The following is a 25863-nucleotide window of genomic DNA, read 5'->3' as shown; positions in this document are numbered from 1 at the left end:
ATCGGAGTCGCACCGCATACCGCCCTTGAGACGAAGGCGACCTTTACCTCGAAACGACCAGTCACGGTGCTGTGCTCCTTGCGCATAAGACGGCCGACTGGATGAGCTCGAGGAGGGTGCCCTCGCGATCCTTGGCGGAGGCCTCTCTAGCGTCGGACCGCCGCAGATCGCGATCTAGAACGGCGGGAGCCTGCGAGAGGGTCGGTATGACCAAGCGTCATGGGCTCCGGGGAACGGCCTACTGCGGTTCGAGCAGCTTGCGCTGCTCGACGTCCCGTTCGCCGAGATTAGTCAGAACGTGGCGGTCACCGTTGAGGTGAATCAGATCCTTGGCGTCCAGCGTGTTCAGGGTGCGCTTCAGGTTGGCGCGCATCGCTGCCCTCGCCCAGGAATGCAACTCGGTGAAAGTTGCACCCTCGACACCGCGCCAGTAGAGCAAGGCGAGCATGTGGTCCGATGCCTTCAACTGCTTCAGCACGCGCGGGAAGCCGTCGAAGACCTGGATCAGTGGGATGTCCTTCGACACGAGGTCGGCGATGATCCCGTGCGCCTCGGTCGCGGACACGTTGTGGTGGAGGCGCACAAGCTCGGAGAGCACCCACTCCATGTTCCGAACGACCATCGTGGCGTCCTGCCGGTTCGGGTCGATGCCGTCGCCAAGGTGCGCCACGTCCCGCTTGTTCCGCACGTCGTAGATCAGACGGAGCGTGCGCGGAATGTGGAAGCGGACGCTCTCAGGCGAAGCCGTAGCCTGCTCTAACTTGCCCATCAGGGTCGGGATCTTGGGCAGGTTGCCGCCGAGCGGCGTGTACTGCTGCGTCGTCGCCCACTCGAGGATCCGGAAGACGGCTTCCGAGAACCGAGCGCCCTCGATCTCGGAGGGCCGCAAGTCGTCCCGGTAGAACCGCCGCTTCGCCTCGGCGAACGCCTCCAGCAACTCCTTCACCAGCTCGGCGGGGATGCCCGCTGCGATGAAGCCCTGCTGGACGCGGACGTCGAGCGCGGTCACGACTCGCTCAGGAGGCTGTCTACGAACGCGGGGAACCCGTTAATGCCACCGGACTTCGCCCGGATGCGGCGGTTGGCGCCGCTACCGGTGATGAGGTAGCCGTTCAGCGCCTTGACCTGCGCCGAGAAGTTCGCCGAGTCGTAGCACTTGAGCCGCTGGGCCTCGGCCCGCACGAGTTCCAGCGAGGTCTCGTCCTCGTCCAGACCGAAGCCGCGCACGATGGTGAGGATCTGCGCGATCGCCCGCGTCTTGTCGGCGTTGTTCTTGCCCAACTTGATGCCGGGGAGGCTCACCTTCAGGACCCCGTCGTCGAGGTAGACCAGTTCCTCCAGCTTCTCGCGGGAGACGGCCGTGTGCTGCTCGACCTTGTCGAGGATCGTGCTCTCAGCCTCGGTGATCTTGGACCCGTCGCCGTTGGAGCCCCCGCCGCTCGTACCGCTCCCGGTGGACCCGCTCGTCGCGCCAGACTTCCCCGACTGGCCAGACGTACGCGGTGCGGCAGCAGAAGCAGCCGCTACGACCTGAGCGGGGACGAGCAGTCGCACCGCTTCGCGGAACGCAACTTCCTGAAGCTTCTCGGGCAGACCGGCATCCTCGACGGCAGTCCACGCCTTCTTGAGCGTCTCGCTCACGTCCATGCAGCACTCCTAACGCTTATGGACTCCCGAGAGTACCTGCCGCAACGGGAGATGGCAAGAAGGTCCGTGGCGTGGCGTGTCCATGCATGTTCAGGCACGACTCGGCGCCTTGCGTAGTGGTCAGATAAAGATGCAGGTCAGAGCCGTATTTGAGGACCTCAGAAGGTAAGGTGATCGATCGATCCATGACGGCTCGGCGATGACACGTGTCCATGAACGCATCTTGTCGGCGCGGCGTCGCATACAGTTTCAGCCGCAGGAAGCGGCAGGAGTGTCTCACTCATGCAGTGGTGAGCAACCCATCCATGAGAGCCATGTCCGTGCCTGCTCGTGCGTGTGCACCGCTCCATTCGGGCGATAACGCAGCGAGCCCCGCTACGAGAGGTGAGCGGGAGCTCGGGCAATGGTGTGCAGCGGTCTGGTGAGCGCTCGAACCAGCATCTGCGTCTCAGCTGGCGGTATGCCCGCCAGGTGGTAGGGCGGAGCCGTACGACGCGACCGCACCCTGAGCACGGCGTGGCAACGGCTGCAGCGACCCGCTGAGACTTGCGTGCATGCCACGGCAGATGGCGGCGCCATCGGGCTGAGGGGCTGCGAGTCATCGCAAATCTGCAGTACAGCATGAAGCGTCCGAGGTTTGATGCCGCTCCTGTTTGAGTGCAGGAGGATGAGCAGCATGCCGAAGAAGATCGATCCGGAGTTGAGGGCCAGAGCGGTGCGCTTGGTGACCGAACACCGTGGTGAGTACCCGACGTTGACGGCCGCCAGCCAGGCCGTGGCCAAGCAGCTGGGGGTGGGCAAGGAGACGGTGCGCCGGTGGGTGATCCAGGCCGAGGTCGACACCGGCCAACGGCCCGGGGTGACCAGCGAGGAGGCCGAGGAGATCAAGCGGCTGAAGGCCGAGAACCGCCGGCTGCGTGAGGACGTGGCCATTCTGAAGGCCGCGACATCTTTCTTCGTGGGGGAACTCGACCCCCGCAACCGGTGATGATGGGGTTCATCGACACCCTGCGCGCCGAGGGTCATGCGGTCGAGTCGATCTGCCGGGTCCTGCGCGAGCAGGGCTGCCAGATCGCCGCACGGACCTACCGGGCCTGGCGCAACGGGCACCTCCACCTCGCCGCCCGCACCATCAGTGATGCGCAAGTGGTCGACGTGGTGCGCGACCTCGCCTGGGCCCGGTGCACGAGGACGGGTCGACTCAAGTTGACCCCCGAAGGCCTCTACGGGCGCCGGAAGATGACCGCGCTGGTCCGCCGACAACGGCTCGCGGGGGCGTCGGCAGGCAGCGTGGACCGGGCCATGGAGCTTGTCAAGTTGTTTGTGTAAGGCGGTTTCCGATTGGTGGTTACAGGTAGGGGTTGATGCGGTCGGGGTAGGCGATGGCGAGTTGGCCGAGGGCGGCTTTCCAGTTGGTGACGATCTGGCCTTCGACGAGCCTGCCGGATGCTTTGCGCCTGCCGGCGGGTAGGCCTTTCTCTTTGGCGCGGTCGCGGGCGCGTTTGTCCTCGATGTTGCAGATCGCCAGCCAGAGCAGCTTGACCACGGCGGCGTCGTTGGGGAAGTGTCCGCGGTTCTTGGTGACCTTGCGGAGCTGGTAGTTCAGCGACTCGATCGCGTTCGTGGTGTAGATGACCCGGCGCAGTTCGGGCGGGAACGCCAGGAACGGTGTGAACCGTTCCCACGCGTCGGTGAACGTCTTCACGGTCGCCGGGTACTTACGGCCCAGGCTGCTGTCCTCGAACGCGGCCAGGGCTTCCAGCGCGGCGTCGTCGTTCGCGGCGGTGTAGATCGGCTTCAACGCTGCGGCAACGGCTTTGCGGTCGCCGTAGGCGACGAACCGCATCGACGCGCGGATGAGGTGCACCACGCAGGTTTGCACGGTCGCGTACGGCCAGGTTGCCGCGATCGCGTCGGGGAACCCGGTCAGCCCGTCGCAGCACACGATCAGCACGTCACGCACCCCGCGGTTGGCGAGCTCGGCGCACACCGACGCCCAGAACTTCGCCCCTTCGGTGGTTTGGACCCAGATCCCCAGGACGTGCTTGACGCCATCGAGGTCGACGCCGACCGCGATGTGAGCGGCCTTGTTCCGCACGTGCCCGCCGTCGCGGACCTTCACCACGATCGCGTCGAGGTAGATCACCGGGTACAACGCTTCCAGCGGCCGGGTTTGCCAGGCCAGGACTTCCTCGGCGATCTGATCGGTGATCTTGCTGATCGTCTCGTGCGACAACTCGGTACCCAGCGTCGAGGCCAGGTGGTGCTGGATGTCACGGATCGTCATCCCGCCGGCGTACAAGCTGATGATCATCCCATCGATGCCGTCCAGGCGGCGCTGGCCCTTCGCGACCAGCATCGGGGTGAACGAGCCCTGCCGGTCCCGCGGCACGGCCAACTCGATGTCTCCGACCTCGGTCGTCACGGTCTTGGAGCTGGTGCCGTTGCGGGAGTTGTCGAACATCGCCGCCGCCGGGTCCCCACGTTCGTAGCCCAGGTGGTCGGTCAGCTCGACCTCCAAGCCCCGCTCCAAGGTGGCCTTCAGCATGCTGCCCAACAGGCCACCCTCACCGGTCAACGGCTCACCAGCATCGATCTTGGCGAAGATCTCATCCATCGCCCCGGACGCCTTCAACTGGTCAGCGAGCTCCTTCTGAGCCCGACGCCGCTCAGCACGTTCCGGGCTAATAGCCATAGTCATAGTGTCGTCTCCTTCAGACGAGGGCACCCTCCCTCACACAAACCATCTGACACCCTCGGGCCATGCGCACCCTCGGCCTGTCCGGGATCAGGCGCGACAAGGGCGTCCGGACCACGATCCCGGCCAAGGACGGGATCCGTGCCGGTGACCTGCTCAACCGTGACTTCACCGCGCCGGCGCCGAACCGGGTCTGGGTGACCGACTTCACCTACGTCAGGACGTGGTCCCCGGCATGGGTCTACGTTGCGTTCATCGTGGACGTGTTCTCCCAACGGATCGTGGCCTGGCACGCCTCGACCTCGAAGGAGACCGACCTGGTGATGATCCCACTGCGGATGGCGCTCTGGCAGCGTGACCACGACGGCCACCCGGTCGTTGCCAAGGAGCTGATCCACCACTCCGACGCAGGGTCCCAGTACACCTCGATCAGGTTGACTGAGCATCTGGGAATCGAGGACATCCATCCCTCGATCGGATCAGTGGGCGACGCCTATGACAACGCGCTGATGGAGACCATCAACGGCCTCTACAAAGCCGAGTGCATCCGCACCACCGTCTTCCACGACGGGCCCTACAAGACCCTGGCGGACGTCGAGTACGCGACCGCCGGCTGGGTCGACTGGTACAACCAGAGACGCCTACACGGGTCCCTTGGCATGATCAGCCCTGTGGAGTTCGAGACCGCCCACTACGCGACCCTCAACCGAGAGCCGCAACCCGTATGAGGGCGGCAGAGAACCTGGGGCGCTTCAACCTTCCGCACGAACGACCCCACCGAAACAGGCTACCGACCACACTTCCTAGTGCACACCCCCACCAGCAAAGCCCCTAGCCAAACGGCTGCCGCAACGCGGAATACGGTCACCTGAACCAAGTCAGGTCTGAGGCGCCGCGGACGAGCAATACCACATGGAGACTTTGACGCACGCAGCGTGGGTCGCTCGCGACGAGCGCTGAGCTCGCACGCTGTCGGGTCGACGTCGAGTTTCCGAGGGGTCGAAAGCCTATGGCGTGCTACGTGCAGTCCTCAGATATTGGCGGCGTCCTGAAAGTCGGCCACGTCGGCGCTGTGATCTCGGCCCCAGGCGGTTAGCGTCTCGATCGGCTCGATCAGGGTCCGCCCCAGTTCGGTCAGGTCGTAGGCGATCGATCGGGCCGAGTCTGCGTGCCGCTCGACCAGTCCGTAGCCCTGCAGGCGGCGCAGCGTCTCGGTCAGCACCTTTCGGGAGACGCCGCCGATCAGGTTGAGGAGTTCGCCGTGACGGCGGGGCTGCTTGCTGAGGCCGAAGATGACCAAGGGTGCCCACTTGTCTGCCAGGATTTCCTGCGTCAGGCGGGTGGGGCAGTCCGAGAGGAAGGCCGGGCCGGCGACGTTCTGCACACCTGCGAAGGTACCTCTCGGTGCCTCAGCGCTTCCTAACGTGGTCTTTATCAGGCAGGCCGCGAGGAGAAGGAGACGTCATGCCGCGCGTTGTTGTGTTCGATGAGTTCGGCGGACCCGAAGTGCTCCGCGTGACGGACGAGGCGGTCCCGGAGCCGGGCCCCGGCGAAGTCCGGGTCAGGATCGAGGCGACTGCGGTCAATCCCCTGGACCTGATGATGCGCGCCGGGAGCTCACCGGCGCCGGTCCCGTTGCCCCGCGCCCGTCTCGGGGTGGAGGCGTCTGGCGTGGTTGATGCCGTCGGCAGCGGAGTGACCAGCCTTGAGGTTGGGCAGTCGGTGCTCGTCAGCGCGGTCCCGAACGCGGCGGCCGCCGGAACCTACGCTGATTACACGGTCCTGGCTGCGCAGCACGTGATCCCGCGTCCGGACGGCATGGACGCGATCACCGCCGCCGCGACGTGGGTCGGTTTCTCGACGGCATACGGCGCCCTGGTCGAGAAGGCAGGTATGCGCCCGGGTGATCGCGTGTTGATTTCGGCCGCCTCCGGGAGCGTCGGGCGGTCCGCGATCCAGATCGCGAACCAGATCGGGGCGATCCCGATCGCTCTCACGCGTGAGGACGCCAAGCGGGAGGAGCTCGTCGCGGCCGGTGCGGCGGCCGTCGTCGTGACCGAGGGCGTGGATCTTGCCGAGGGTGTCCGTGAGGTCACCGGTGGCGGAGCCGAGATCGTCCTGGACCTGGTTCGTGGTCCCGGTCAGCAGCAGTTGGTGACGGCGGCCGGCCCCGGTGCCACCCTGGTCGTCGCCGGCTTCCTCGACTCTCGCCCCACGCCGTTCCCGGTGGGTGTCGGGCTGCGAATCTTCACTTACGCGAGTTTCGAGCACACCCTCGATCCGGTGACGGTGGCCCGCATGGGAGCCTTTCTGCGCGCCGGCGTGCGACTGGGAGCAATCAAGCCGGTGGTCGGCGAGGTCTTCGCCCTCGAAGACGCCGCGGAGGCGCATCGCCGCGTCGAGAGCGGCGCGAACGGCAAGATCATCCTCGCACCGAAGCTGTGACGTGCGGGGAGGTTTTGCCGGCTGCGCGATAGGCATCCTGCCCAATTTCAGCGCTGTGAGTCATCGCAAACCGGCAATACGACATGCCCCGCTGCGCAGACGTCGATACGGCGCAAACGTCGATACGGCAAGCCGAATCTGAGCAACGCGTTGCCATGGATCTCTGCGGCCTCAGATCATGAGTTGTGGGCGGCGGCCGCGCGGCCTCGACCGATCGGTCACTCCGCCCGCCAGTAACCACAGAACATCAGCCGGTCCTTGGGCTGGCCGCCGGAGACCCAGTGCCGGCGTACGCCCGACGCGAGCGCCTGCTCACCGACCGTGAACCCGAACCATGGCCTCGACGGCTCCGGTGGTGCCGGCAGATCGAGGGCGGCGGCGAGCGCGAGCCGGCCCGGCGGTTGGTCGTGGTTGTTGCGGGCCAGCCAGGTGACCTCGACGCCCGCCGGGGCACTCAGGTCCTGGCGGTCGGCCTCGTCGGGGATTTCCAGGACCACATCCCCGGTGATCCCGTCGGGGAGCGAGGCGAGGATGTTGGCGGTCGCCGGCAGCCCGGTCTCGTCGGCGACGATCCGCAGGTGCCCGGCATCGCCGGGCAGCCGGAACCCGGTGCCCTCGTCGAGGATCCCGACCGCATCGCCGGGCAGGCAGGCCAGCGCCCAGGTGGCGGCCGGCCCGGGCGAGTCGCCGTCCGTGAAGCCGTGCAGGACGAAGTCGACGTCCAGCTCGGGTCCCTCCGGGCCGTCGGGCCGGAAGGCCCGCACGCTGTAGCTGCGTAACACCGGCCGGGCCGCTCTGGAGACGGTCAGGAACCGCAGGTAGCTGACCACATCCAGCTTGTTCGGCACGCGGTCCAGGCTCCCGCCGGCGACCGGAAGGAAGAGCCGGAACCACTGGTCGTAGCCGCGCGGCACGAAGGCCGCGATGTCACCGCCCCCAAGTGTGACGCGGCTGAAGTGCGGGCTGATCTGCTCGCTGCGGAGCACGTGCAGGGTGAGCAGGCGGCTGGTCTCGGGCTTGACCCGTGTGGTCCGCATGTTGGTGCTCGGCATCGGTGTGTCCTCTCAGTACGTCCGGGGGCAGAGCCTGTCGCGGGCAGGTGCCGAGGTCGGCGACCACGTACTCCCGGACACGCTCAGGCCAGTTCGGCCGCGGCCGCCTGGGCCGGGGTGCCGCGGACCCGCCTCGGCAGCGGCATCCACCTATCCCTTGATCAAGTTAGGTAAGCCTTACCTAATCAGTTCTCGTTCTGTAGGGCAACCTCCTCGCGGGACGAAGCTCCACGCACACGACCGCGCACACCCACAACCCGCCACGATCCTCCAATCGGCCGGTGTCGCCCCTCCGATGCCGGCGTCACCGTCGATACCGCCCGAACGGTCGTAGACGATCGCTCGCGCGAATCGTTCCACCCCTGGCTGCACGGCAGCCCAGGAGGAGCGGGACGCCGCGGCACCCGCTTCGAACACCACGGTCGGTGCCCCGTCCCGGCGCGCCGAGTCTGTGTCGGAGACGGGAAGGACCATGGCGTAGAGCCGTCGCCCATCGTGCGTCGGCACCCATTCCGCGCGCCCTTGCGTGTGCTGAGCACTCATGAGTTCCGGTCCACCTGATCCCCTCGTACGGGCGATCGCGTCCGTCCCACTACGGTCATCGACCGGCCGGCATGATCCGGCATCAGTCACACGGATCGAGCCGGCGACAGTGGGAAGGGGGCGCGGTTGCCCCGATGCAGTCCACCAGTGTGACACACCTCTCTACACAGCCGGCCGGGCCGATGCTACCTTCATCAACATCTGTCGGAACAGTGTTTAGTGTTTGGTAAGGCTAACCTAACTTTTCATGTTCTCGGGAGATGGCCTCATCCGTGCTCGTCAGGAGGAAGAATCCATGTCCGCACCTCTCTCGGAGTCGTCCCCCCAGGAAGCCGGCCATCCCAGGTCGGCGCCGGCAGCTCCCCGTCCGGTCCCGCCCCGCCGCACCGGGGGCGGTCTGCGCCCCCGGGACCTGATCAACATCGGGGTGTTCTCGGCGATCTACTTCGTCATCGTCTTCGGCGCCGGCATGCTCGGACTGATCAACCCCCTCGCTTCCCTGGTGGGGTTTCTCGTCGGCATCCTGCTCAACGGCCCAGTGGTCGTGCTGCTCCAGACCCGCGTCCGTCGCATGGGCACCATGACCTTGCTGGGTGTGGTGGTGGGCTTCCTGATGGTGCTCACCGGTCATTTCTGGGGCACCATCCTGATTGCGGGCGGGCTGGGTCTGATCGGTGACCTGCTGTTGCGCGCCGGTCACCACCGCAATCGGTGGCTGTCCGTGCTCGCGTACGCGACCTTCTCGCTGTGGTACATCGGTCCGCTGCTGCCGATGTTCATCGATCCCACCGCCTACCACGAGTACGTCGCCGCCAGCATGGGGGCCGAGTACGCCGACGAGTGGATGCGAGTGTTCACGCTGCCGGTGGTGACCGGCTTCCTGGCCGTCGCCGCCGCGGCCGGCGCGGTCGGCGGCTGGATCGGGCAGCTGCTCCTCGCCAAGCACTTCACCAAGGCTGGAATCGCCCGATGACGGTGCGGCAGATGGTCCGGAACAGGGCGCCGGCCGGTGGGACCGGGACCGTGTTGCCCCAGCTGATGACCCGTTCGCCGCGGATCGATCCGCGGACGAAGCTGATGGCGTTGCTGGTCGTCAATGTCCTCGCCTACGGGCGGGTCCCCCAGACGATGGTGTTTGTGCTTGCCGCGGTCACCGTCGCCTGCCTGTCGGCCGTGCTACCGGCCCGGGCGGGCATCGGCTGGCTGGTCGCGTTCGCGGCGATGGCGTGGTTGTGGCTGGCCCTGCCGCGGGTGTGGACCGGCGTGGTGCCGGGCCTGCTCACGGTGGTCGGCTACTGGGGCACTCGGATGATGGTCAGCATCGGGATGGCTGTGGCGGTGCTGATGTCGACCCAGCCGGCCCACCTGCGGGCCGCCCTGGCGGCGTGGCGGGTGCCGTCGGTGCTGGCGGTGCCGATCACCGTGCTGTTCCGCTTCTTCCCCATCGCCTGGGGCGAGTTGACCGCCATCAGGGAGGCGATGCAGGTCCGCGGCATCGACCCGGGATGGCGGGGTTGGCTGACCCATCCGCTGCGCTCCGCGGAGTATCTGCTGGTGCCGTTCCTGGCCTCGTCCTCCCGTGTTGCCGACGATCTCAGTGCCTCGGCGGTCGTCCGAGGGCTCGGCGCCCCGACCCGACCCACCAGCGCCATCCCGTTGCGCTGGGGCCTCGCTGACGTGGGGATTGCCGCTGCTCTGGCCGGCATCATCGCGTGGGCGGTGCTCGGTGAGGGGACTCTTGGCGGGGGACTCCGATGAGCGCGCCGATTGCCGAGGTGACCGACGTTCGATTCGCGTACGCCGTCGGTGACGATGCTGACACCGGCCCGGCGTCGTTGGAGGACCTGTCCCTGCGTGTCGAGCCGGGCACCACCACGCTGCTGTGCGGCGGGTCCGGGTCGGGCAAGACGACCGCTCTGCGATTGCTCAACGGGCTGGTCCCGCACTTCCACGAAGGTGTGCTGTCGGGGAGCGTACGCGTCGGTGGCCTGGAGGTCCCCGAGACCGAACCCTGGCGGGCCGGATCGACCAGCGGAACGGTCTTCCAACATCCCCGACACCAGTTCTTCACCACCCGGGTCTGCACCGAGATGGCCTTCGCCTCGGAGAACCGCGGCGATGACCCGGCCGACATCCACCGCCGGATTCTCGCCACCGCCGACGAACTGGGGGCCGGCCACCTCCTCGACCGACCCGTCTCGGCGCTGTCGGGCGGGGAGCTGCAGCGGGCCGCCTGCGCCGCGGCCCTGACCGCTGCGCCGCCGCTGGTGCTGTTCGATGAGCCGACCGCCAACCTGGACCAGGAGGGCGTCGCCGACGTGGCCGCGCTGATCGGCCGGCTGCGCGCCACCGGACACGCCGTGGTGATCGCCGAGCACCGGCTGTACTTCCTGCGCGGTCTGGTCGACGACGTGCTGGTGATGGCGGCCGGACGCTGTCGTCACCGTTTCACCGGCACCGAGCTCTTCGCCCTGCCCGAGGACCGGCTGGACACGATGGGACTGCGGACGACCCGGAAGCCGGTGTCGCCACCGGACCGTCCGGCCGAGTCGGGACAGGGCGGGCTGGTGGTCGAGAACCTCCGCCACGGCTTCCACGGGCGGGCGGTGCTCGACATCGAGCAGATGGCCTTCGCCCCCGGTGTGGTCAACGTCCTGCGCGGTGTCAACGGTGCGGGCAAGACCACCCTCGCCCGGATCCTCTGCGGGCTCGTCGAGCCCGGGCGCGGTGCCACCATCCGGCTGGACGGCCGGACCGTCTCGACCCGGGAGCGGCTGCGGCAGGGCTACCTGGTGATGCAGGACGTGCACCGCCAGCTCTTCGCCGAGACCGTGGCCAAGGAACTCGTCGTCGGCATGCGTCCCGCCGGGGCGGCCGAGGTCGACGTGGACGGCCTGCTGGCCGACTTCGGCCTGGCGGACCTGGCGGACCGTCACCCGCTGTCCCTGTCGGGTGGACAGAAGCAGCGGCTGGTGGTGGCCTCGGCGATGGCCTGCCGGCGTCGCTTCTACATCTTCGACGAGCCGACCTCCGGCGTGGACCGCCGCCATCTGCAGGCCGTCGCCGGCCACCTGCAGACCCTGGCCGGCACCGGCGTGGTCGTCATCGTGATCACCCACGACCCCGAACTCATCGCCGCCTGCGCCGACACCATCACCACGCTGCCCCTACTGGACTCCGGGGACCGCTCGGAGCCGCACCTGCCACGGAAGGACGTACGCCATGGGCGTTGATACCCTCTCCACCGTTCCGCCGAGCCGATCCGATCATCCGTCTCCCGCCGCGCCACCGGTTGACGAGGCCGCTGCCGGTGCCGCCGACCGCCACCGCGAGGGCGCCCGGGCCCTGGCCCGGCTCACCCGGCCGATCGCCACCCGCCTGCTGATCGGCCGGATCCTGGCGGGGCTGTCGGCCGTGCTGGCCATCGCCCCCTACATCGCCCTGGTCCAGCTGGGCGATGTCCTGCTGCGCGCATGGGCCGCCGGGAGCCCGCCGGACGCTGACCGGGTGAGTGCCGTCCTGATGGTCCTGGTCGGCACCTTTGTCGCCCGACTCACCCTGTACTACGTCGCCCTGCTGGTCACCCACTTCGCTGATGTGAAGCTCAGCGCGGTGCTGCGGCACGACATTCTCGACGTGCTCGGTCGTGCGCCACTGTCGTGGTTCAGCGCCACCACCTCCGGCCGGGTGCGCAGCGCGGTGCAGGACGACACCGCCACGTTGCACACGCTGGTCGCCCACCAGCCGGTCGAATCGACTGCGGCCGTGGTGATGCCGATCGCCCTGTTGGCGTACGCCTTCGTGGTCGACTGGCGGTTGGGACTGCTGGCCATCGGCACCCTGCCGATCTACGTGGCGATCTATGCCTGGACGATGCGCGGGATGGGCGTCAAGACCGCCGAGATGGACGTCCGTCTGGCCCGGATCTCGTCGACGATGGTCGAGTTCGTCAGCGGCATCACCGTGGTCAAGGCCTTCGGCCGGGTCGGGGAGGCACATGGGCGCTACTTGCGCGCCAACCAGGAGTTCGGCGAGTTCTACCTGGCCTGGGTCGGTCCGCTGTTGCGTAGTTCGGCCATCGCCACCGCGGTGATCGCCCCGCCGGTGCTGGTGCTGGTCAACCTGGGCGGTGGTGCTGCGCTGGCCGCCGGCGGTTGGGTCACCCCGGCTGAGGTGCTGACCACCACCCTGATCGCCCTGGTACTGCCGGCGACCATGATGGTGCTCGGCAACACCTCATGGGCCTACCAACTGGCCGGGGCGGCTGCTTTGCGGCTGGTCGCTGTCCTCGACACCCCGATGCTGGCCGAACCGGCCCACCCCCGGACCCCGGCCTCGCACGACGTCGTGTTCGACCACGTCAGCTTCAGCTACGGCGACACCGTGGCGGCCGACGACGTGAGCCTGGAGCTTGCCGAGGGCACCGTCACCGCCCTGATCGGCCCGTCCGGATCGGGCAAGTCGACGATCGCCACCCTGCTGGCCCGTTTCAACGACCCCGCCGGCGGCCGGGTGCTGCTGGGCGGGGTGGATCTGCGCCGGATCACCACCGAGGAGCTGTACCGACGGGTCGCCTTCGTGCTGCAGGACCCGCAGCTGCTGCGTACCTCGATCCGGGCCAATATCGCTCTGGCCCGGCCCGGGGCGACCGATGCCGAGATCGAGGAGGCAGCACGCGCTGCCCGGATCCACGACGAGATCGTGGCGCTGCCGGACGGCTACGACACCGTCCTCGGCGAGGACATGTCCCTGTCGGGCGGACAGTCCCAGCGCGTCGCGATCGCCCGGGCCCTGATCGCCGACGCCCCGGTGCTGATCCTCGATGAGGCGACAGCCTTCACCGATCCGGAGTCCGAGGCGCTCATCCAGGAGGCCATCGACCGGCTCGTCGTCGGTCGTACGGTCCTGGTCATCGCCCACCGGCCGGCCTCGGTGCGCGGCGCTGACCAGATCGTCGTACTCGACCGCGGCCGCGTGGTGGCCCACGGTACCCACACCGAGCTCGCCGACGAACCGCACTACCGGGCGATGTGGGAACGAGCCACCTCCGGGACGGCCACTCTCGATGCCCCTGCCGGCCCGACGCCTGCCGACACGTCCGCCGCCGACCCGATCACGGAGAACTGAGATGACTACCGATATCGCGACGGATGCCGCGGCCCGGACGATCACCGCCCACCCATCCCGCAGCCCGTTGCTGATCCGGATGACCAGGCTGCTGTCGTCTGCCGGCCGGGCCGGGATGGCCCGGACCGTGCTGCTCTCCTCTGCTGCCGGTCTGATCGAAGGGGCCGCCCTGGTGAGCCTGATGCCGGCGTCCTCGGCGTTGGCGAGTGGCGAGCCGTGGTGGGGACTGCGGCTGCCCGGCTGGCTGATCGTGGTCGGGGTACTGGCCGTGGTGGCCGCCGTGGTGCAGTACGTCCTGGCGATCGTCGGCTACCGGGTGGCGCTGGATCTGATGACCACCTGTGGGCGTCTGCTGGGCGAGCAGGTCGCCCGGGCGCCGTTGGGATGGTTCCGCGGGTCGATCGCCGGGACGCTCGCCCGGATGGTGAGCAGCCAGATGTTGCGGCTCGGAGAAAGCCTGGCCCACATGTTCGCCCCGGTGGTGACGAACGCCGTCGCTGTGCTGGTCCTCACCGCCGGTGCCTTCATCTGGGACTGGCGGCTTGGGTCCGCCCTCCTCGTCGCGGTCCCGGTCTATGCCGTTCTGCTGGTGGCGGCCACCCGGATTCTGGATCACGGCCGACAGCTGCTGGAACCGGTCGAGGAGGAACTCTCCGACCGGATCGTGGAGTTCGCCCGCTGCCAGGGGGCCCTGCGCTCGTGCGGCTGCGGAGCCGACTACCCCGAACTGCAACGGGCCAACGAGGAATCCCGGCAGGTGGGTGCCCGCAACCTGTGGTGGGGGGCCCTCGCCAACGCGCTGCACGGGGCGATGACCCAGATCGTGGTGGTAACGCTGACCGTGCTCACTGGCCGGCTCGCCCTGGGGGCCGCCCTCGGACCGCTGCAGACCATCGCCTTCATCGGCATCTGCCTGCGCTTCACCCAGAGCCTTGACGCGATGTCGAGTCAGCTGCTCGGGCTGGAGGAACGCCGGGCCATGATGGACGGTGTCGACGCGGTGCTCGACGTGGCGCCCCTGCCCGAACCGCCGCAGTCGGCCACCCAGCCCACCCCGGGCACCATCGAGCTGATCGGCGTACGCTTCGGCTACGACCCCGCAGTGCCGGTCCTGCAGGGCATCGATATCCAGGTGCCGGCCCGGTCGACCTGCGCGCTGGTGGGTCCCTCGGGCAGTGGCAAGACCACCATCGCCCGGTTGGTCGCCCGATTCTGGGATGTCGACTCCGGTGAGGTGCGGGTCGGCGGGACCGACGTACGCCAGCTGACCACCGAGGACCTGATGCGGCAGCTGTCCATGGTGTTCCAGGACGTCTACCTCTTCGACGACACCTTGGAGGCCAATATCCGGGTCGGCAACCCGCAGGCCGGCGACGCCGAGGTGCGTAGGGCCGCTGAAGCGGCCGGTGTGGGCGAGATCGTCGATCGGCTGCCGCACGGCTGGCAGACCCGGGTCGGCGAGGGCGGCCGCGCCCTGTCGGGCGGCGAACGTCAGCGGGTGTCGGTCGCCCGGGCACTGCTCAAGCAGGCGCCGATCGTGCTGCTGGACGAGGCGACCAGCTCCCTGGACCCGGAGAACGAGAGCCACGTGGTGGCCTCCCTGGAGGAGCTGCGGGCGCGCTCGACGGTGCTGGTGATCGCCCACAAGCTGGACACCATCCGCAGTGCTGACCAGATCATCGTGCTGGGCCCGGACGGACGGGTCGCGCAACGCGGCACTCACGACGAGCTGGTAGAACAGGAGGGACAGTACCGGCGCTTCTGGGAGGAGCGGTCCAGGGCAGCAGCCTGGCAGCTCGTCTGAGGAGCACCGACCGGCGAGGAGAGGGCTTCGAGTGGCCGACCGGCAATACCTGATCCGGGCCGGCCGGCGCACCGGCCCGAAGCCCTCGTTCTCCGCCGATGACGTGGTCAGCGCAGCTCTGGAGATCGGGATCGACCGGTTCACCGTACGACAGGTGTCAGCCCGGGCCGGGGTCACCGCAGCCGCCATCTACCGGTTGTTCGACTCCCGCGACGCCATCGTGTCGTCCTGTCTGGACCGGGCGGCCGAGTCGCTGCGCTGGCCAGACTCACAGTTGTCGTGGGCCGATCAGTTGCGGGCGTGGGCCGAGGCCTGCTGGCAGCTGTTCGAGGAGTATCCGGGCCTCGACCTCACCCTGCTGCGGGTGCCCGGGGCGCACGTGCACGTCCAGCGGGGGATGCGGGCCCTGATCGATGCTCTGGTAGGGCAGGGACTGTCGGAGGATGAGGCCCTGTTCGGGCTGGATTTCGTCGGTGACCTGGCCATTCTGACCCACATCAGTGTGTCCACGTTCCGTACGGTCGGGAAGGATGGTCGCCGGGGGCTGGACGCGGCCCGGGAACGCTTCGCCGACGTCACCCCGGATGCGGTCCTGCCGCCCGACGAGTCCTGGGTCGGCCGGGCCTGGCTGGACCGCAAGGTGGAGTTCGTGATCGCTGGTCTGGCGCGGGGTCTGGCGCGGGGCACCGCGGTGGACCAGGGGGCAGATCCGCTCGGTCGCGTGTCCCCAGCCGGCAGTGTCGCGAAGGACCGCGCCGGCGGCCGATCCGTGGACGCTCCGGGATCGGTCGAGTAGCCCCGCCGCGCAGATCGACGCTGGACTTCGAGTGCACTCGAAGTCCTACGGTGGATCCGTGAGCGAGCAGCGAGACCCCGAAGGGCTCAGCGTGGCGGAGATGGCAGCGGCGACCGGTGTCTCGGGCCACACCCTGCGCTACTACGAACGCGCCGGCCTGATCCGGCCGGTGACCCGCAACGGTGGCAACCACCGCCGGTACCAGCCCGGGGACGTGGAGTGGCTCCGGTTCCTGCTGAGGCTACGGGAGACGGGCATGCCGATAGCGCGGATGCGTGAGTACGCGGAGCTACGCGCCGAGGGCGACGCATCGCTCCGCGCCCGTCTGGAGCTCCTGGCCGCGCACCACGAACGCCTGCGCGAGCAGCTCGCCACGCTGCGCGAACATGAACGGGCGCTGCGGGCCAAGGTCGAGACCTACCGGCAGCTGCTCGCCGATACCGAGGTGGATCCGGCCACGGGTGACCGAGACACGGATGACCGACACCGATAACGATGACCGACACCGATAACAAGGAACGGAGACACAGATGACTGAGACGGACACCCTGCGGGACGAACGATTCGCGGCGGGCAGGCAGGTCCTGGACGCCATCGACGGCGAGGCCGGGGCGAAGGTGATCGACGCGCTGGCCGACATCGCGCCCGAGCTGGGACACCAGATCGTCGCCTGGGGTTTCGGCGACATCTACGCCCGACCCGACCTGCAACCCCGTGAACGACAGCTCGTCACCCTGGGGATGCTCACCGCGCTCGGGGGCTGCGAGCCGCAACTGGAAGTGCATATCGGCGCGTCCCTGAACGTCGGGCTGACGCCGCACCAGATCATCGAGGCATTCCTGCACGCTTCGGTCTACTGCGGCTTTCCGCGCGCACTCAATGCGGTCGCCGTTGCGCGCAAGGTCTTCGCCGCCCGAGGACTGCTGCCGTTGGCCTGAGGCCGTCGGTGCGGCGCCCCTGCGGTGGGACTTCGCGGTGAGCAGTGCGGCAGCTCGGCTGTCCCGCGCTCACCGGTCCGCGGCGATGCGCCAGTTCGCCCGCCAGAACTGGGGAGCGCTGGGAAGGTCCCCGGCAGGCACCCCCAGACGCGCGGCCGCCGCGGCCGCCCAGTGCGGGTTGCGCAGGGCGGCCCGGCCGATGGACACGGCGTGGGCTTGCCCGGTGGCGAGGATCGTCTCCGCCTGGGTGGCGTCCTCGATCAGGCCGACCACGCTGATCACGACGTCGGTGTCGGCCAACGCCGCGGTCAACCGAGCCGCCAGCGGCACCTGATAGCCGGATCCGACCGGGATCCGGGCGCCGCCGCCGAGTCCACCGGAGGACACGTCCACCCAGCTGACGCCGTGCTCGGTGACCAGCTCGCGGAGCAGGCGGGCAGAGGCCTCGACATCCCAGGCGCCGTCCACCCAGTCGGTGGCGCTGATCCGGATGCCGAGCGGCTTGTGTGCGGGCCAGACCGCGCGCACCGCGTCGACCACCTCCCGCACCAGCCGCGTCCGACCCCGCTCGTCACGTCCGTAGGCGTCCTCGCGGGTGTTGGTGAGGGGGGAGAGGGACTGGTGGAGCAGGTAGCCGTGGGCACCGTGCAGCTGGATGGCGTCGTAGCCGGCGGCGTCCGCCCGCCGGGCCGCGGTGGCGAACGCGCGCGTCACCTCCCCGATCCCGTTCTGGTCGAGGGGCTGGGGGGCATCGAGTCCGGGCATCACCGGACGGGCGGTCATGCCGACGGTCCGCCACCCGCCGTCGGCCTCGGGCATGGTGGCGTCCGGCTGGCCGGGCAGCCAGGGATAGGTCGACGCCTTGCCGCCGGCGTGGCCGAGCTGCACCGCCGCGGCCGCCCCCTGGGAGTGGACGAAGGTGACGATGCGGGCGTGGGCCCGCTCCTGCTCGTCGGTGTAGAGCCCCAGGTCGCGGGGCGTGATGCGTCCCCGAGCCTCGACCCCGGTGGCCTCCGTCACCACTATCCCGAAGCCGCCGGCGGCGAAGGAACCGAGATGCTGGAGGTGCCAGTCGATCGGGACCCCGTCCTCCGCGTCGACGACATACTGGCACATCGGCGCCACGACGGTGCGGTTGCGGAGCGTCAGCCCCGCGCCGTCCGGGGTCGGCACCGTGAGGGGAGAGAAGAGCATGGTAGCCACCGTGGGCGTCCTCCTTGGAGTGATGGGCGTTCTACGTTCTCGTTCTGTTGGCGTGGACATCAGGGCGTCGTCGCCCTACCCGCTCGCGACGATAGCCAGCCTACGCAGATATCCCGCGTCTGCAAGTTGTTGTTGACGGGGGGCCGGAGGCGCTGTGCTGAAGGGGGTCGTGACGAAAGTGGCTGGTGGCCGTGCCGCCCGGAGTCGTCGAGAGACCGGCGCTGGCGGAGGGTCTTGACCGTCAGCTACTCAGCGCTACTATGTAGTGGTAGTCAGCAAGACTGAGTAGTGACAGGAGGTGGTGCTCCATGGGCAAGCAGGCAACGGAGATGCTCAAGGGAATCCTGGAGGGCATCGTCCTCGCGATCCTGTCCGTACGCCCCGCGTACGGCTACGAGATCACCGCGTGGCTGCGGGACCAGGGCTTCTCCGACATCGCTGAGGGCACCGTCTACGCGCTGTTGGTCAGGGTCGAGCAGCGCGGCCTGGTCGACGTGGAGAAGGTCCCCTCGGAGAAGGGGCCGCCGCGCAAGGTCTATTCCCTGAACGCCAAGGGACAGGACTACCTCGCAGAGTTCTGGAGGACCTGGAGCTTCCTCGCCGAACGACTGGAACAGCTCCATCAAGGAGGCAAGTGACATGGCAGCGAAGTGGATCGAGCTGGTCACCGGATCGCTCGAACAGAAGAAGGAATACCGGCGCTACAGGGCCCGCATCGACGCCCTGCCCGAGCCGTACGTCACCGTCGCGAAGGCGTTCCACCGCTACTTCATGAGCGGCGCCGCCGGGATCCCCGAGGACGATTCGGTGGTGACGATGCTGCGCGACTTCGTCGAGCTGTGGGAACGCGCCGCCGCCGACGGCACGCCGGTGCGCGACATCGTGGGGGAGGACCCGGTCGAGTTCGCCGACCTGTTCGCCCAGGCCTACCTCGGCAAGCGATGGATCGACAACGAACGCGCCCGACTGACCCGGTCGATCGAGTCCGCCGAACAGACTGACAGGTCTGTCGAACAGACTGACCGAAGGGAACAGCCATGACCCCGACAGCCATCCGCGTGGTCGGCCTGGAGAAGTCCTACCGGAAGCTGGAGGTGCTCCGCGGGGTCGACTTCGAGGTGGCGCGGGGCGGCATCTTCGCCCTGCTCGGCGCCAACGGCGCGGGCAAGACGACGATCGTCCGGATCCTTGCCTCCCTGCTCCGCCCCGACGCGGGAGAGGCATCGGTCAACGGCTTCGACGTCATGACCCAGGCCGCTGACGTACGGGCCTCGATCAGCCTCACCGGGCAGTTCGCCGCCGTCGACGAGATCCTGTCGGGCCGGGAGAACCTCATCCTCGTCGCCCGGCTGCGGCACCTTCCCGATCCCGGTCGGGTGGCCGACGACCTGCTCGCACGCTTCGGGCTGGCCGAGGCGGCGACCCGGCGGGTCGCAACGTACTCCGGCGGTATGCGCCGCCGGCTCGACATCGCAATGAGCCTGATCGGCGACCCGCCGGTCATTTTTCTCGACGAGCCGACCACCGGTCTCGACCCCCAGGCGCGTCTCGAGGTGTGGAGGTGCGTCAAGGAACTCGCCGCGAACGGCACCACGGTGCTGCTCACCACCCAGTACCTCGACGAGGCCGAACAGTTGGCCGACCGGATCGCGATCCTCCACGGCGGTCGGATCATCGTCAACGGCACCCTCGCCGAACTCAAGCGGCTGCTGCCGCCCACCACGGTCGAGTACGTCGAGAAGCAGCCGACGCTGGAGGACCTCTTCCTCGCCGTCATCGGTGACGACACCACGGGGGTGATGTCGACGACCGCCACACCCTCGGTGCGTACGAGTGAGGAACAACGATGACCAGTCACTTCCTCGGCGACACCTCCGTCCTGTTGGGGCGGTCGTTGCGTCACATCGCCCGCAGCATGGACACCATCATCACCACGACGGTCATGCCGATCGCGTTCATGCTGCTGTTCGTCTACGTCTTCGGCGGGGCGATCAACTCCGGGACGGGGCCGTCGTACGTGAACTACCTGCTGCCCGGCATCCTGCTCATCACCATCGCGTCAGGCATCTCCTACACGGCATTCCGGCTCTTCCTGGACATGAAGAGCGGGATCTTCGACCGATTCCAGTCCATGCCGATCGCCAGGTCGTCCGTGCTGTGGGCGCATGTGCTGACCTCGCTGGTCGCCAACCTGATCTCGCTCGTGGTCGTCGTCGGCGTCGCCCTGCTGATGGGCTTCCGGTCGGGGACGGGGGTGCTGGCCTGGCTGGCGGTCGCCGGCATCCTGGTCCTCTTCACTCTCGCCCTGACCTGGATCGCCGTCATCCCCGGCCTCGTCGCGAAGTCGGTGGACGGCGCGAGCGCCTTCTCCTACCCGTTGATCTTCCTGCCGTTCATCAGCTCCGCCTTCGTGCCCACCGCCACGATGCCCGGCCCGGTGCGCTGGTTCGCGGAGCACCAGCCGGTGACGTCGATCGTCAACACGCTCCGTGAGCTGTTCACCGGGCAGCCGGTCGGCAGTGACATCTGGGTCGCGCTGGCCTGGTGCATCGGTGTCCTCGTCGTGGCGTACGCCGTTGCGATGGTCATCTACCGCCGCAGGATCACCTAGCGGACCGTGGGGCCGGACCCGCGTGACTTCCGGATCGCCCACGCACCCAGGATCAGCACTGCCCACACGATGATCGCCGCCGTCGAGGTCGCCGCGAAGAGGCCGCCGGCGGCGGCGGTCCCGGCTGCCATGGTGTAGGCGGTGTGCCAGGCCGCGAGCGCGGGCACGCTGTCGGTGCGCCGCATCAGCCAGGCGGCGACGACCGAGGCGCAGGCCAGGCCCATCAGCCACCCGAGCAGGGTGATCCCGATCAGCCCCCGGAAGGTGGCGACCACGACGAACAGCGGCGCATGCCACAGCGTCCACGCCAGCCAGGTGACGATGGTCGCTCGTGGTGTCCCCCATCGTGCTGCCAGTGCCGGTTGCAGCCAGCCACGCCACCCCAGCTCCTCGCCGATCCCGTCGACGACGAAGACCACCGCGACCAGCACCGGCACCCACCCGCCGGTGACCGGTGGGAGGCCGCTGACCCGGCCGAGATCGTCCAGGGCGGGCCAGGCGCCGGTCAGCAGCCGCGCGACCGGCACCGTCAGCAGTGCCACAAGTAGTGGGACAAGCGCGAGCAGCCAACCGAGCCCGCCGATCCGCCATCTGGCCAGGCGTCCGACGAGTCGGCGGAAGGTGGGGCGTCCGGTGGCCCCGGCCGCCACCAACGCGCCGATCGCCGGACCGAGCAGCCCGGGGAAGTGGGTCGGCCAGGCGCCGACCGTCACTGTGGCGCCCCAGTAGATCAGCATCCCCCACCAGCCCCAGCTGACCAGGAGGGTCGTGACGACGAAGATGAGCACGCCCCTGCACCCGGGCTGCGTTGCCATGCTCCTATTGGAGCATGGCGGCCGGATCGGCGGCATGCGGGGGCGGCCCGCATGCCGCCGGATCTCAGGCGACGCTGAGGGTGACGTCGATGTTGCCGCGGGTGGCGTTGGAATAGGGGCAGACCTGGTGGGCCTGCGCCACCAGGTCCTGCGCAGTGCTCCGCTCCAGGCGGGGGATCGTGACCTCCAGGGCGACCGCGAGCTGGAAGCCCCCGGTCCCGTTCTCGCCGATGCTCACATCGGCGACCACTTCGGACTCGCTGAGGTCGGCCCGGGTCTGGCGGCCGACCGCCTTGAGCGCGGAGTGGAAGCAGGCGGCGTACCCGGCGGCGAAGAGCTGCTCGGGGTTGGTCGCCCCGCCGGTGCCGCCCATCTCCTGCGGGATGCGGACCTCGGCGTTCACGAAGCCGTCGGGGGAGGCGACATGCCCGTTGCGGCCGTCGCCGGTGCTCACTGCGGTGGTGGTGTAGAGAGGTTTCATGTGCGCAATCATATTGCGTACAACTTAATGATGCAAGGGTAGACTTCGGCTGTGCCCGACGCCCCCCATCCCACGTTCGAACAGCTGCGGCTGGACGCGCAGCTGTGCTTCCCGCTCTACGCGGCGACCCGGGCGGTCACCAGGCGATACAGCGAACTACTGGCGGAGACCGGCCTCACGTACCCGCAGTACCTCGTGATGCTCGTCCTGTGGGAGACCGACGGCGCGCCGACTGTCGGCGAGGTCGGGGAGCGGCTCCGGCTGGATTCCGGCACGCTCACCCCACTGTTGAAGCGGCTGGAGGCGGCCGGCCTGGTGACGCGGCATCGAGACCACGCCGACGAGCGCCGGGTGCTGGTCTCCGCGACGACCGCCGGGCTTGCCCTACGCGAACGGGTGGCCGACGTGCCCGAGAGGTTGAGCGCCTCGATCGGGTTGACGCCGGCCGAGGCCGAGCGGCTGCGCGAGGGGCTGCTCACGATCCTCGAGAAGCTGGACTCCGCTTCGCGAGAGGAGGAGTCGTGAGGGGAGCTGGCGACCGATTCACTGTCGCCGAGTGGCGGAGCCGGCCCGGCTACCCCTGCTGCCCGCGGTAGGTGCCGAAGCTCCAGACGACCCCTTCGGGGTCACGTACGGTGAACTCGCGCGAGCCGTAGTCCTGGTCGACCAGGCCGCGCACCTCGGTCGCGCCCGCGGCGAGGGCCCGGGCGTACAGCCCATCCGGGTCGTCGGTGACGACGTACGCCGAACCGCCGGGCGGGACGACGTCGGCGTTCTCCTCACGGACCGAGCCGAGCATGACGCCACCGCCGAGCGGCCACAGCAACTCGGCATGCGCCACGATCGAGGGGTCGGTCTCGTCGGTGTAGGCGACGGTCAACTCGAAGCCGAACGCCTCGCGGAGGAAGGTGATCGCGGCACCGGCGTCGCGATAGCGCAGGGTCAGCCAAAGTCCTGGCAGTGCGGTCATGATGGTCTCCTTCGGTCGTCGGGCAGAAGTGGTTGTGAGCTCACTCACTATCCTCGCCGCGGGCACGGGGGCCGGGCAAGGGGTGGGGTCGAGCGCCTGGAGGAGATGAGCGAGGCTGACCGGGTGGGGGTGCGACCATGGGGGCGGGCCTGCTGGAGGCCGGCAGACCGAGGTTCGCGACCGGAGACGGGAGCCCGATGAGCGACAAGATCGATTTCAAGAAGACCATCGACGCCTACCACGCGACAGCGGGCCAGTTCCGGGTCGTCGAGGTGCCGGACCTGCAGTACCTGATGATCGACGGGCACGGCGACCCGAACACCTCGGTGGCCTTCACCGGGGCGGTGGAGACGCTCTACCCGGTGGCGTACAAGCTGAAGTTCGCCAGCAAGAGGGAGCTCGGGCGCGACTATGTCGTGATGCCCCTGGAAGGGCTGTGGTGGGCCGAGGACATGGCGGCCTTCACCGCGTCCCGGGACAAGTCGCGGTGGGACTGGACACTGCTGATGATGGTTCCGGACTGGATCGACCGGGACGTGGTCGCCACGGCCGTCGCGGACGCCGGAGCCAAGAATCCGCCGGCCCGGCTCGACGACCTTCGCCTGGAACGGCTCGTCGAGGGCCGCTGCGTCCAGACCCTGCACCTCGGGTCCTTCGACGACGAGACCGAGGTGCTGGCCCGCCTGCACGACGAGTTCATCCCGGAGCACGGCTGGTCCATGGTCGGCAGACACCACGAGATCTACCTCACCGACTCCCGCAAGGTGGCTCCCGAGAAGTCGCGCACGATCCTCCGGCAGCAGGTCGCCCCGCGGAGGCGCGGCGGAGAGCGTCGGTGACCGCACGGTCGCGGTGGTCCCGGGCTAGAACCGGTGGTCGGATGGTGGCGACGCAGGTAAGTGCAGGTGAGTGGCCCCAACAATCCCCAGGGGTGAAATTGTGGGTGAAAAGTGGTGGCCGATCCCCGGGGCCCTCGGTCGCACACGGCTACTCTCGTCCAGAGACCGTCCGGTGAGTGGTCGACAGGCTGGCATGGTGCACTGGGCCGCCGGGCGGCGCCTTTCGGGGAAGCGGCGCATTGGGAACAGAGCAGAAGGCCGACGAGCACGACGAGGACGCGGGTGAGCAGAAGCTGATCCGGTTGGCTCGTCACGGGGATGAGCGTGCCTTCGAGGCACTGTTCAGGAGCCATCACGCCGGAGCACTCCGGTACGCGGCTCATATCAGCAGCACACTCGATCCGGAGGACCTCGTGGCGGAGGCATTCGCCCGGGTCTGGTCGGCGTTTCGGGGTGGTGGCGGCCCGGAACAGGTGTTCGGACCATACCTGCGGACGACGATCCGGAATGTTGCGACCACCGCCGCCACTCGTAACCGGGAGGACCCCCTCGAGGAGGACCGGCTCGAGTACGGGATCAGGCGTAACGCTCAGGTCGCCGACGACGGGTTCTCCGGGGCAATGGCCGAACACGAAGTGGTGGCCACGGCGTTCAACGCACTTCCGGCGCGGTGGCGCTCGGTGCTGTGGATGATCGACGTGGAAGGGCGTCCCACGTCGGACGTCGCCAAGGACCTCGGTATGTCGGCGAACGGCACTGCGGCGTTGACCAAACGTGCCCGCAACGGCCTGAGTCGGGCTTGGCTTCAGGCACACGTCGACAGGCGCAGCGAAGCACCTGACTGCCAATGGGCCCTGGATCGCATCGGTGGATTCGTACGTCGTGCCCTTAGTTCACCCCAGGAAGCCCGCGTCAGGACACACCTGGACCAGTGCCGAGAGTGCGCCGGGGCCGCTCATCGGCTGGCCCACCTCGCCACCTCTTTGCGCATCGCCGCACTCATCGGTGGCGGGTCCGCGGCCGGCTTGATCGGCTTGTGGGCGACCAACGCTCCGCCGTCCGCCGCTGCGCGGCCGTCCGGCGGTGGGAGCGCCCACGCTTCGGGCAATTCCGCCGAGTCCGGGCGGGCCGGTTCATCCGCAGTGTCCGGCTCGACTCCGGCCGTCAAGACGGTCGCCGGTGTCGCTGCCGTCGTTGTCACCGTCGCGGGTGTTGCGGTGGCGGTGGCTCTGGGCGGCGTGCCCCGCTCGTCATCGACGTCGGCCGACCTGGCCGCGGCCCAGGCCGGCCGACCGGTGACGGTCTCGCCATCGGCGGGTGAAGCTGCCGGGCAGGCGGTTGACGGGACCGCCGCCCCATCGGCTCCGGCCGCTCAGCTCGCCGACCGAGCGGCTGAGGTGAGCTCCGCCCGCCTAGCCACGAACCCCGGGCCGAGCCCGAGGCCGATGGCATCGATCCCGCCGGTTCCGGTGCCGACGCCGAGTGGTCCTGTCGTGACGCCGGTTCCGGTGCCGACGCCGAGTGGTCCTGTTGTGACGCCGGTTCCGGTGCCGACGCCGAGTGGTCCTGTTGTGACGCCGGTTCCGGTGCCGACGCCGAGTGGTCCTGTCGCGACTCCGCAGCCGAGTCCTCCCGACAAGCCCGGGCCCAAGGGTCACGCGTACGGGTGGTACTAGCTGCGCGACTCCTCAGAAACTGACGGTGCCGCTTCGGTCGGCCCGTATCCCTGACAACCACCTGCGCACTTCCCGCCTCGTCCTGACTGCTTTCCCATCTCCACTCGAACCGGCGGCAGCTCATGCCCGGATTCACCTTTTTTCCTCACGGCGCGTCATCCACGCCCGCCATCCCCGTCTTCTCTGTAGGGGGTCAGCGTCACCAGAGCACTTGGATG

At 68.7% G+C, this 25863-nt stretch carries 25 protein-coding genes, 2 pseudogenes and 1 other annotated feature; of the genes and pseudogenes, 18 read left to right on the top strand and 9 right to left on the bottom strand.

Annotated elements, in window-relative coordinates:
• Positions 1-238: 238 nt before the first annotated feature.
• Positions 239-1009: a hypothetical protein gene (locus R0145_RS12840; RefSeq protein ID WP_317837257.1), complete on the bottom strand. Its 771-nt coding sequence runs from the start codon at positions 1007-1009 to the stop codon at positions 239-241.
• Positions 1006-1647, bottom strand: a complete 642-nt coding sequence (locus R0145_RS12835) for a hypothetical protein (protein ID WP_317837256.1) — start codon at positions 1645-1647, stop codon at positions 1006-1008. The genes R0145_RS12840 and R0145_RS12835 overlap by 4 nt, the downstream gene beginning before the upstream one ends.
• A gap of 676 nt (positions 1648-2323) precedes the next feature.
• Here R0145_RS12835 and R0145_RS12830 point away from each other — a divergent pair.
• Positions 2324-2967: pseudogene (locus R0145_RS12830) on the top strand (transposase); the annotation flags it as partial.
• Positions 2593-2727: a sequence feature (AL1L pseudoknot), on the top strand. Its footprint overlaps the pseudogene before it by 135 nt.
• A 28-nt stretch (positions 2968-2995) precedes the next feature.
• Here R0145_RS12830 and R0145_RS12825 read toward each other — a convergent pair.
• Positions 2996-4348 (bottom strand): IS256 family transposase, encoded by a 1353-nt coding sequence (locus tag R0145_RS12825; RefSeq protein WP_411742036.1) that lies wholly within the window; start codon positions 4346-4348, stop codon positions 2996-2998.
• A 56-nt stretch (positions 4349-4404) separates the two neighbouring features.
• On the opposite strand from R0145_RS12825, the pseudogene R0145_RS12820 reads away from it, so the two are divergent.
• A pseudogene (locus R0145_RS12820) lies at positions 4405-5073 on the top strand (IS3 family transposase); the annotation flags it as partial.
• A 302-nt stretch (positions 5074-5375) separates the two neighbouring features.
• On the opposite strand, the gene R0145_RS12815 reads toward R0145_RS12820, so the two are convergent.
• A complete protein-coding gene (locus R0145_RS12815; RefSeq protein ID WP_317837255.1) occupies positions 5376-5729 on the bottom strand; it encodes a helix-turn-helix domain-containing protein in 354 nt (117 codons plus the stop codon).
• A 20-nt stretch (positions 5730-5749) separates the two neighbouring features.
• Between R0145_RS12815 and R0145_RS12810 the strand changes: the two genes are divergently transcribed.
• Positions 5750-6790, top strand: a complete 1041-nt coding sequence (locus tag R0145_RS12810; RefSeq protein ID WP_317837254.1) for a zinc-dependent alcohol dehydrogenase family protein — start codon at positions 5750-5752, stop codon at positions 6788-6790.
• A gap of 218 nt (positions 6791-7008) precedes the next feature.
• Here the strand turns inward: R0145_RS12810 and R0145_RS12805 are convergent, their stop codons facing one another.
• Positions 7009-7842, bottom strand: coding sequence for a siderophore-interacting protein (locus tag R0145_RS12805; RefSeq protein WP_317837253.1), 834 nt, complete (start codon positions 7840-7842; stop codon positions 7009-7011).
• 838 nt (positions 7843-8680) lie between these two features.
• Between R0145_RS12805 and R0145_RS12800 the strand changes: the two genes are divergently transcribed.
• Genes R0145_RS12800 through R0145_RS12765 form a run of 8 tightly spaced genes read left to right on the top strand, consistent with a single transcriptional unit; the run spans position 8681 to position 17050 of the window.
• The gene (locus tag R0145_RS12800) at positions 8681-9358 is read left to right on the top strand and encodes an MptD family putative ECF transporter S component (RefSeq protein WP_317837252.1); all 678 of its coding nucleotides are present in this window, start codon (positions 8681-8683) and stop codon (positions 9356-9358) included.
• The gene (locus R0145_RS12795; protein ID WP_317837251.1) at positions 9355-10143 is read left to right on the top strand and encodes an energy-coupling factor transporter transmembrane component T; all 789 of its coding nucleotides are present in this window, start codon (positions 9355-9357) and stop codon (positions 10141-10143) included. Before R0145_RS12800 ends, R0145_RS12795 begins: the two co-directional genes overlap by 4 nt.
• The gene (locus tag R0145_RS12790) at positions 10140-11618 is read left to right on the top strand and encodes an ABC transporter ATP-binding protein (protein WP_317837250.1); all 1479 of its coding nucleotides are present in this window, start codon (positions 10140-10142) and stop codon (positions 11616-11618) included. The genes R0145_RS12795 and R0145_RS12790 overlap by 4 nt, the downstream gene beginning before the upstream one ends.
• Positions 11608-13512 carry an ABC transporter ATP-binding protein gene (locus R0145_RS12785; protein WP_317837249.1) on the top strand — a complete coding sequence of 635 codons (1905 nt, stop codon included), beginning with the start codon at positions 11608-11610 and terminating at the stop codon, positions 13510-13512. The genes R0145_RS12790 and R0145_RS12785 overlap by 11 nt, the downstream gene beginning before the upstream one ends.
• Position 13513: 1 nt before the next feature.
• The gene (locus R0145_RS12780) at positions 13514-15316 is read left to right on the top strand and encodes an ABC transporter ATP-binding protein (protein ID WP_317837248.1); all 1803 of its coding nucleotides are present in this window, start codon (positions 13514-13516) and stop codon (positions 15314-15316) included.
• Between the two features lie 31 nt (positions 15317-15347).
• Complete coding sequence (locus R0145_RS12775) at positions 15348-16112, top strand: TetR/AcrR family transcriptional regulator (protein ID WP_317837247.1); 765 nt, start codon at positions 15348-15350, stop codon at positions 16110-16112.
• A 58-nt stretch (positions 16113-16170) separates the two neighbouring features.
• Positions 16171-16605 carry a MerR family transcriptional regulator gene (locus R0145_RS12770; protein WP_317837246.1) on the top strand — a complete coding sequence of 145 codons (435 nt, stop codon included), beginning with the start codon at positions 16171-16173 and terminating at the stop codon, positions 16603-16605.
• A 37-nt stretch (positions 16606-16642) separates the two neighbouring features.
• Entirely contained in the window at positions 16643-17050 is a 408-nt protein-coding gene (locus R0145_RS12765; protein WP_317837245.1) for a carboxymuconolactone decarboxylase family protein, read from the top strand.
• 69 nt (positions 17051-17119) lie between these two features.
• Here the strand turns inward: R0145_RS12765 and R0145_RS12760 are convergent, their stop codons facing one another.
• Complete coding sequence (locus R0145_RS12760; RefSeq protein ID WP_317837244.1) at positions 17120-18244, bottom strand: NADH:flavin oxidoreductase/NADH oxidase; 1125 nt, start codon at positions 18242-18244, stop codon at positions 17120-17122.
• Positions 18245-18561: 317 nt separating this feature from the next.
• Here R0145_RS12760 and R0145_RS12755 point away from each other — a divergent pair, with 317 nt between their 5' ends.
• Genes R0145_RS12755 through R0145_RS12740 form a run of 4 tightly spaced genes read left to right on the top strand, consistent with a single transcriptional unit; the run spans position 18562 to position 20864 of the window.
• Positions 18562-18891, top strand: coding sequence for a PadR family transcriptional regulator (locus R0145_RS12755; RefSeq protein ID WP_317837243.1), 330 nt, complete (start codon positions 18562-18564; stop codon positions 18889-18891).
• A 1-nt stretch (position 18892) separates the two neighbouring features.
• Complete coding sequence (locus R0145_RS12750) at positions 18893-19294, top strand: DUF1048 domain-containing protein (protein WP_317837241.1); 402 nt, start codon at positions 18893-18895, stop codon at positions 19292-19294.
• Positions 19291-20103, top strand: coding sequence for an ABC transporter ATP-binding protein (locus R0145_RS12745; protein WP_317837240.1), 813 nt, complete (start codon positions 19291-19293; stop codon positions 20101-20103). The genes R0145_RS12750 and R0145_RS12745 overlap by 4 nt, the downstream gene beginning before the upstream one ends.
• Positions 20100-20864, top strand: coding sequence for an ABC transporter permease (locus R0145_RS12740; protein WP_317837238.1), 765 nt, complete (start codon positions 20100-20102; stop codon positions 20862-20864). Before R0145_RS12745 ends, R0145_RS12740 begins: the two co-directional genes overlap by 4 nt.
• Here R0145_RS12740 and R0145_RS12735 read toward each other — a convergent pair.
• Positions 20861-21679 carry a CPBP family intramembrane glutamic endopeptidase gene (locus R0145_RS12735; protein ID WP_317837237.1) on the bottom strand — a complete coding sequence of 273 codons (819 nt, stop codon included), beginning with the start codon at positions 21677-21679 and terminating at the stop codon, positions 20861-20863. The genes R0145_RS12740 and R0145_RS12735 overlap by 4 nt on opposite strands.
• A 64-nt stretch (positions 21680-21743) precedes the next feature.
• Complete coding sequence (locus R0145_RS12730; RefSeq protein ID WP_317840245.1) at positions 21744-22169, bottom strand: organic hydroperoxide resistance protein; 426 nt, start codon at positions 22167-22169, stop codon at positions 21744-21746.
• Positions 22170-22211: 42 nt separating this feature from the next.
• Between R0145_RS12730 and R0145_RS12725 the strand changes: the two genes are divergently transcribed.
• A complete protein-coding gene (locus R0145_RS12725; protein ID WP_317837236.1) occupies positions 22212-22685 on the top strand; it encodes a MarR family transcriptional regulator in 474 nt (157 codons plus the stop codon).
• A gap of 49 nt (positions 22686-22734) precedes the next feature.
• Here R0145_RS12725 and R0145_RS12720 read toward each other — a convergent pair whose 3' ends face one another.
• On the bottom strand, positions 22735-23130 hold the full coding sequence (locus R0145_RS12720) for a VOC family protein (RefSeq protein WP_317837235.1): 396 nt from the start codon (positions 23128-23130) through the stop codon (positions 22735-22737).
• Between the two features lie 197 nt (positions 23131-23327).
• On the opposite strand from R0145_RS12720, the gene R0145_RS12715 reads away from it, so the two are divergent.
• Positions 23328-23969 (top strand): GyrI-like domain-containing protein, encoded by a 642-nt coding sequence (locus R0145_RS12715; RefSeq protein ID WP_317837234.1) that lies wholly within the window; start codon positions 23328-23330, stop codon positions 23967-23969.
• Between the two features lie 176 nt (positions 23970-24145).
• A complete protein-coding gene (locus R0145_RS12710; protein ID WP_317837233.1) occupies positions 24146-25645 on the top strand; it encodes a sigma-70 family RNA polymerase sigma factor in 1500 nt (499 codons plus the stop codon).
• Positions 25646-25863 lie beyond the last annotated feature (218 nt).

The sequence above is a fragment of the Raineyella sp. W15-4 genome (assembly GCF_033170155.1).
Lineage (GTDB): Bacteria > Actinomycetota > Actinomycetes > Propionibacteriales > Propionibacteriaceae > Raineyella.
The sequence above is the reverse complement of the archived record's forward strand: the minus strand, read 5'-3'. Positions and strand labels throughout refer to the sequence as shown.

Excerpts from the sequence above, each read along its gene's own strand:
- R0145_RS12800 (WP_317837252.1), top strand. The coding sequence starts at position 8,681 with ATGTCCGCACCTCTCTCGGAGTCGTCCCCCCAGGAAGCCGGCCATCCC.
- R0145_RS12755 (WP_317837243.1), top strand. The coding sequence starts at position 18,562 with ATGGGCAAGCAGGCAACGGAGATGCTCAAGGGAATCCTGGAGGGCATC.
- R0145_RS12805 (WP_317837253.1), bottom strand. The coding sequence starts at position 7,842 with ATGCCGAGCACCAACATGCGGACCACACGGGTCAAGCCCGAGACCAGC.
- R0145_RS12790 (WP_317837250.1), top strand. The coding sequence starts at position 10,140 with ATGAGCGCGCCGATTGCCGAGGTGACCGACGTTCGATTCGCGTACGCC.
- R0145_RS12835 (WP_317837256.1), bottom strand. The coding sequence starts at position 1,647 with ATGGACGTGAGCGAGACGCTCAAGAAGGCGTGGACTGCCGTCGAGGAT.
- R0145_RS12745 (WP_317837240.1), top strand. The coding sequence starts at position 19,291 with ATGACCCCGACAGCCATCCGCGTGGTCGGCCTGGAGAAGTCCTACCGG.
- R0145_RS12760 (WP_317837244.1), bottom strand. The coding sequence starts at position 18,244 with ATGCTCTTCTCTCCCCTCACGGTGCCGACCCCGGACGGCGCGGGGCTG.
- R0145_RS12715 (WP_317837234.1), top strand. The coding sequence starts at position 23,328 with ATGAGCGACAAGATCGATTTCAAGAAGACCATCGACGCCTACCACGCG.
- R0145_RS12795 (WP_317837251.1), top strand. The coding sequence starts at position 9,355 with ATGACGGTGCGGCAGATGGTCCGGAACAGGGCGCCGGCCGGTGGGACC.
- R0145_RS12780 (WP_317837248.1), top strand. The coding sequence starts at position 13,514 with ATGACTACCGATATCGCGACGGATGCCGCGGCCCGGACGATCACCGCC.
- R0145_RS12735 (WP_317837237.1), bottom strand. The coding sequence starts at position 21,679 with ATGGCAACGCAGCCCGGGTGCAGGGGCGTGCTCATCTTCGTCGTCACG.
- R0145_RS12750 (WP_317837241.1), top strand. The coding sequence starts at position 18,893 with ATGGCAGCGAAGTGGATCGAGCTGGTCACCGGATCGCTCGAACAGAAG.
- R0145_RS12740 (WP_317837238.1), top strand. The coding sequence starts at position 20,100 with ATGACCAGTCACTTCCTCGGCGACACCTCCGTCCTGTTGGGGCGGTCG.
- R0145_RS12720 (WP_317837235.1), bottom strand. The coding sequence starts at position 23,130 with ATGACCGCACTGCCAGGACTTTGGCTGACCCTGCGCTATCGCGACGCC.
- R0145_RS12785 (WP_317837249.1), top strand. The coding sequence starts at position 11,608 with ATGGGCGTTGATACCCTCTCCACCGTTCCGCCGAGCCGATCCGATCAT.
- R0145_RS12825 (WP_411742036.1), bottom strand. The coding sequence starts at position 4,348 with ATGACTATGGCTATTAGCCCGGAACGTGCTGAGCGGCGTCGGGCTCAG.
- R0145_RS12765 (WP_317837245.1), top strand. The coding sequence starts at position 16,643 with ATGACTGAGACGGACACCCTGCGGGACGAACGATTCGCGGCGGGCAGG.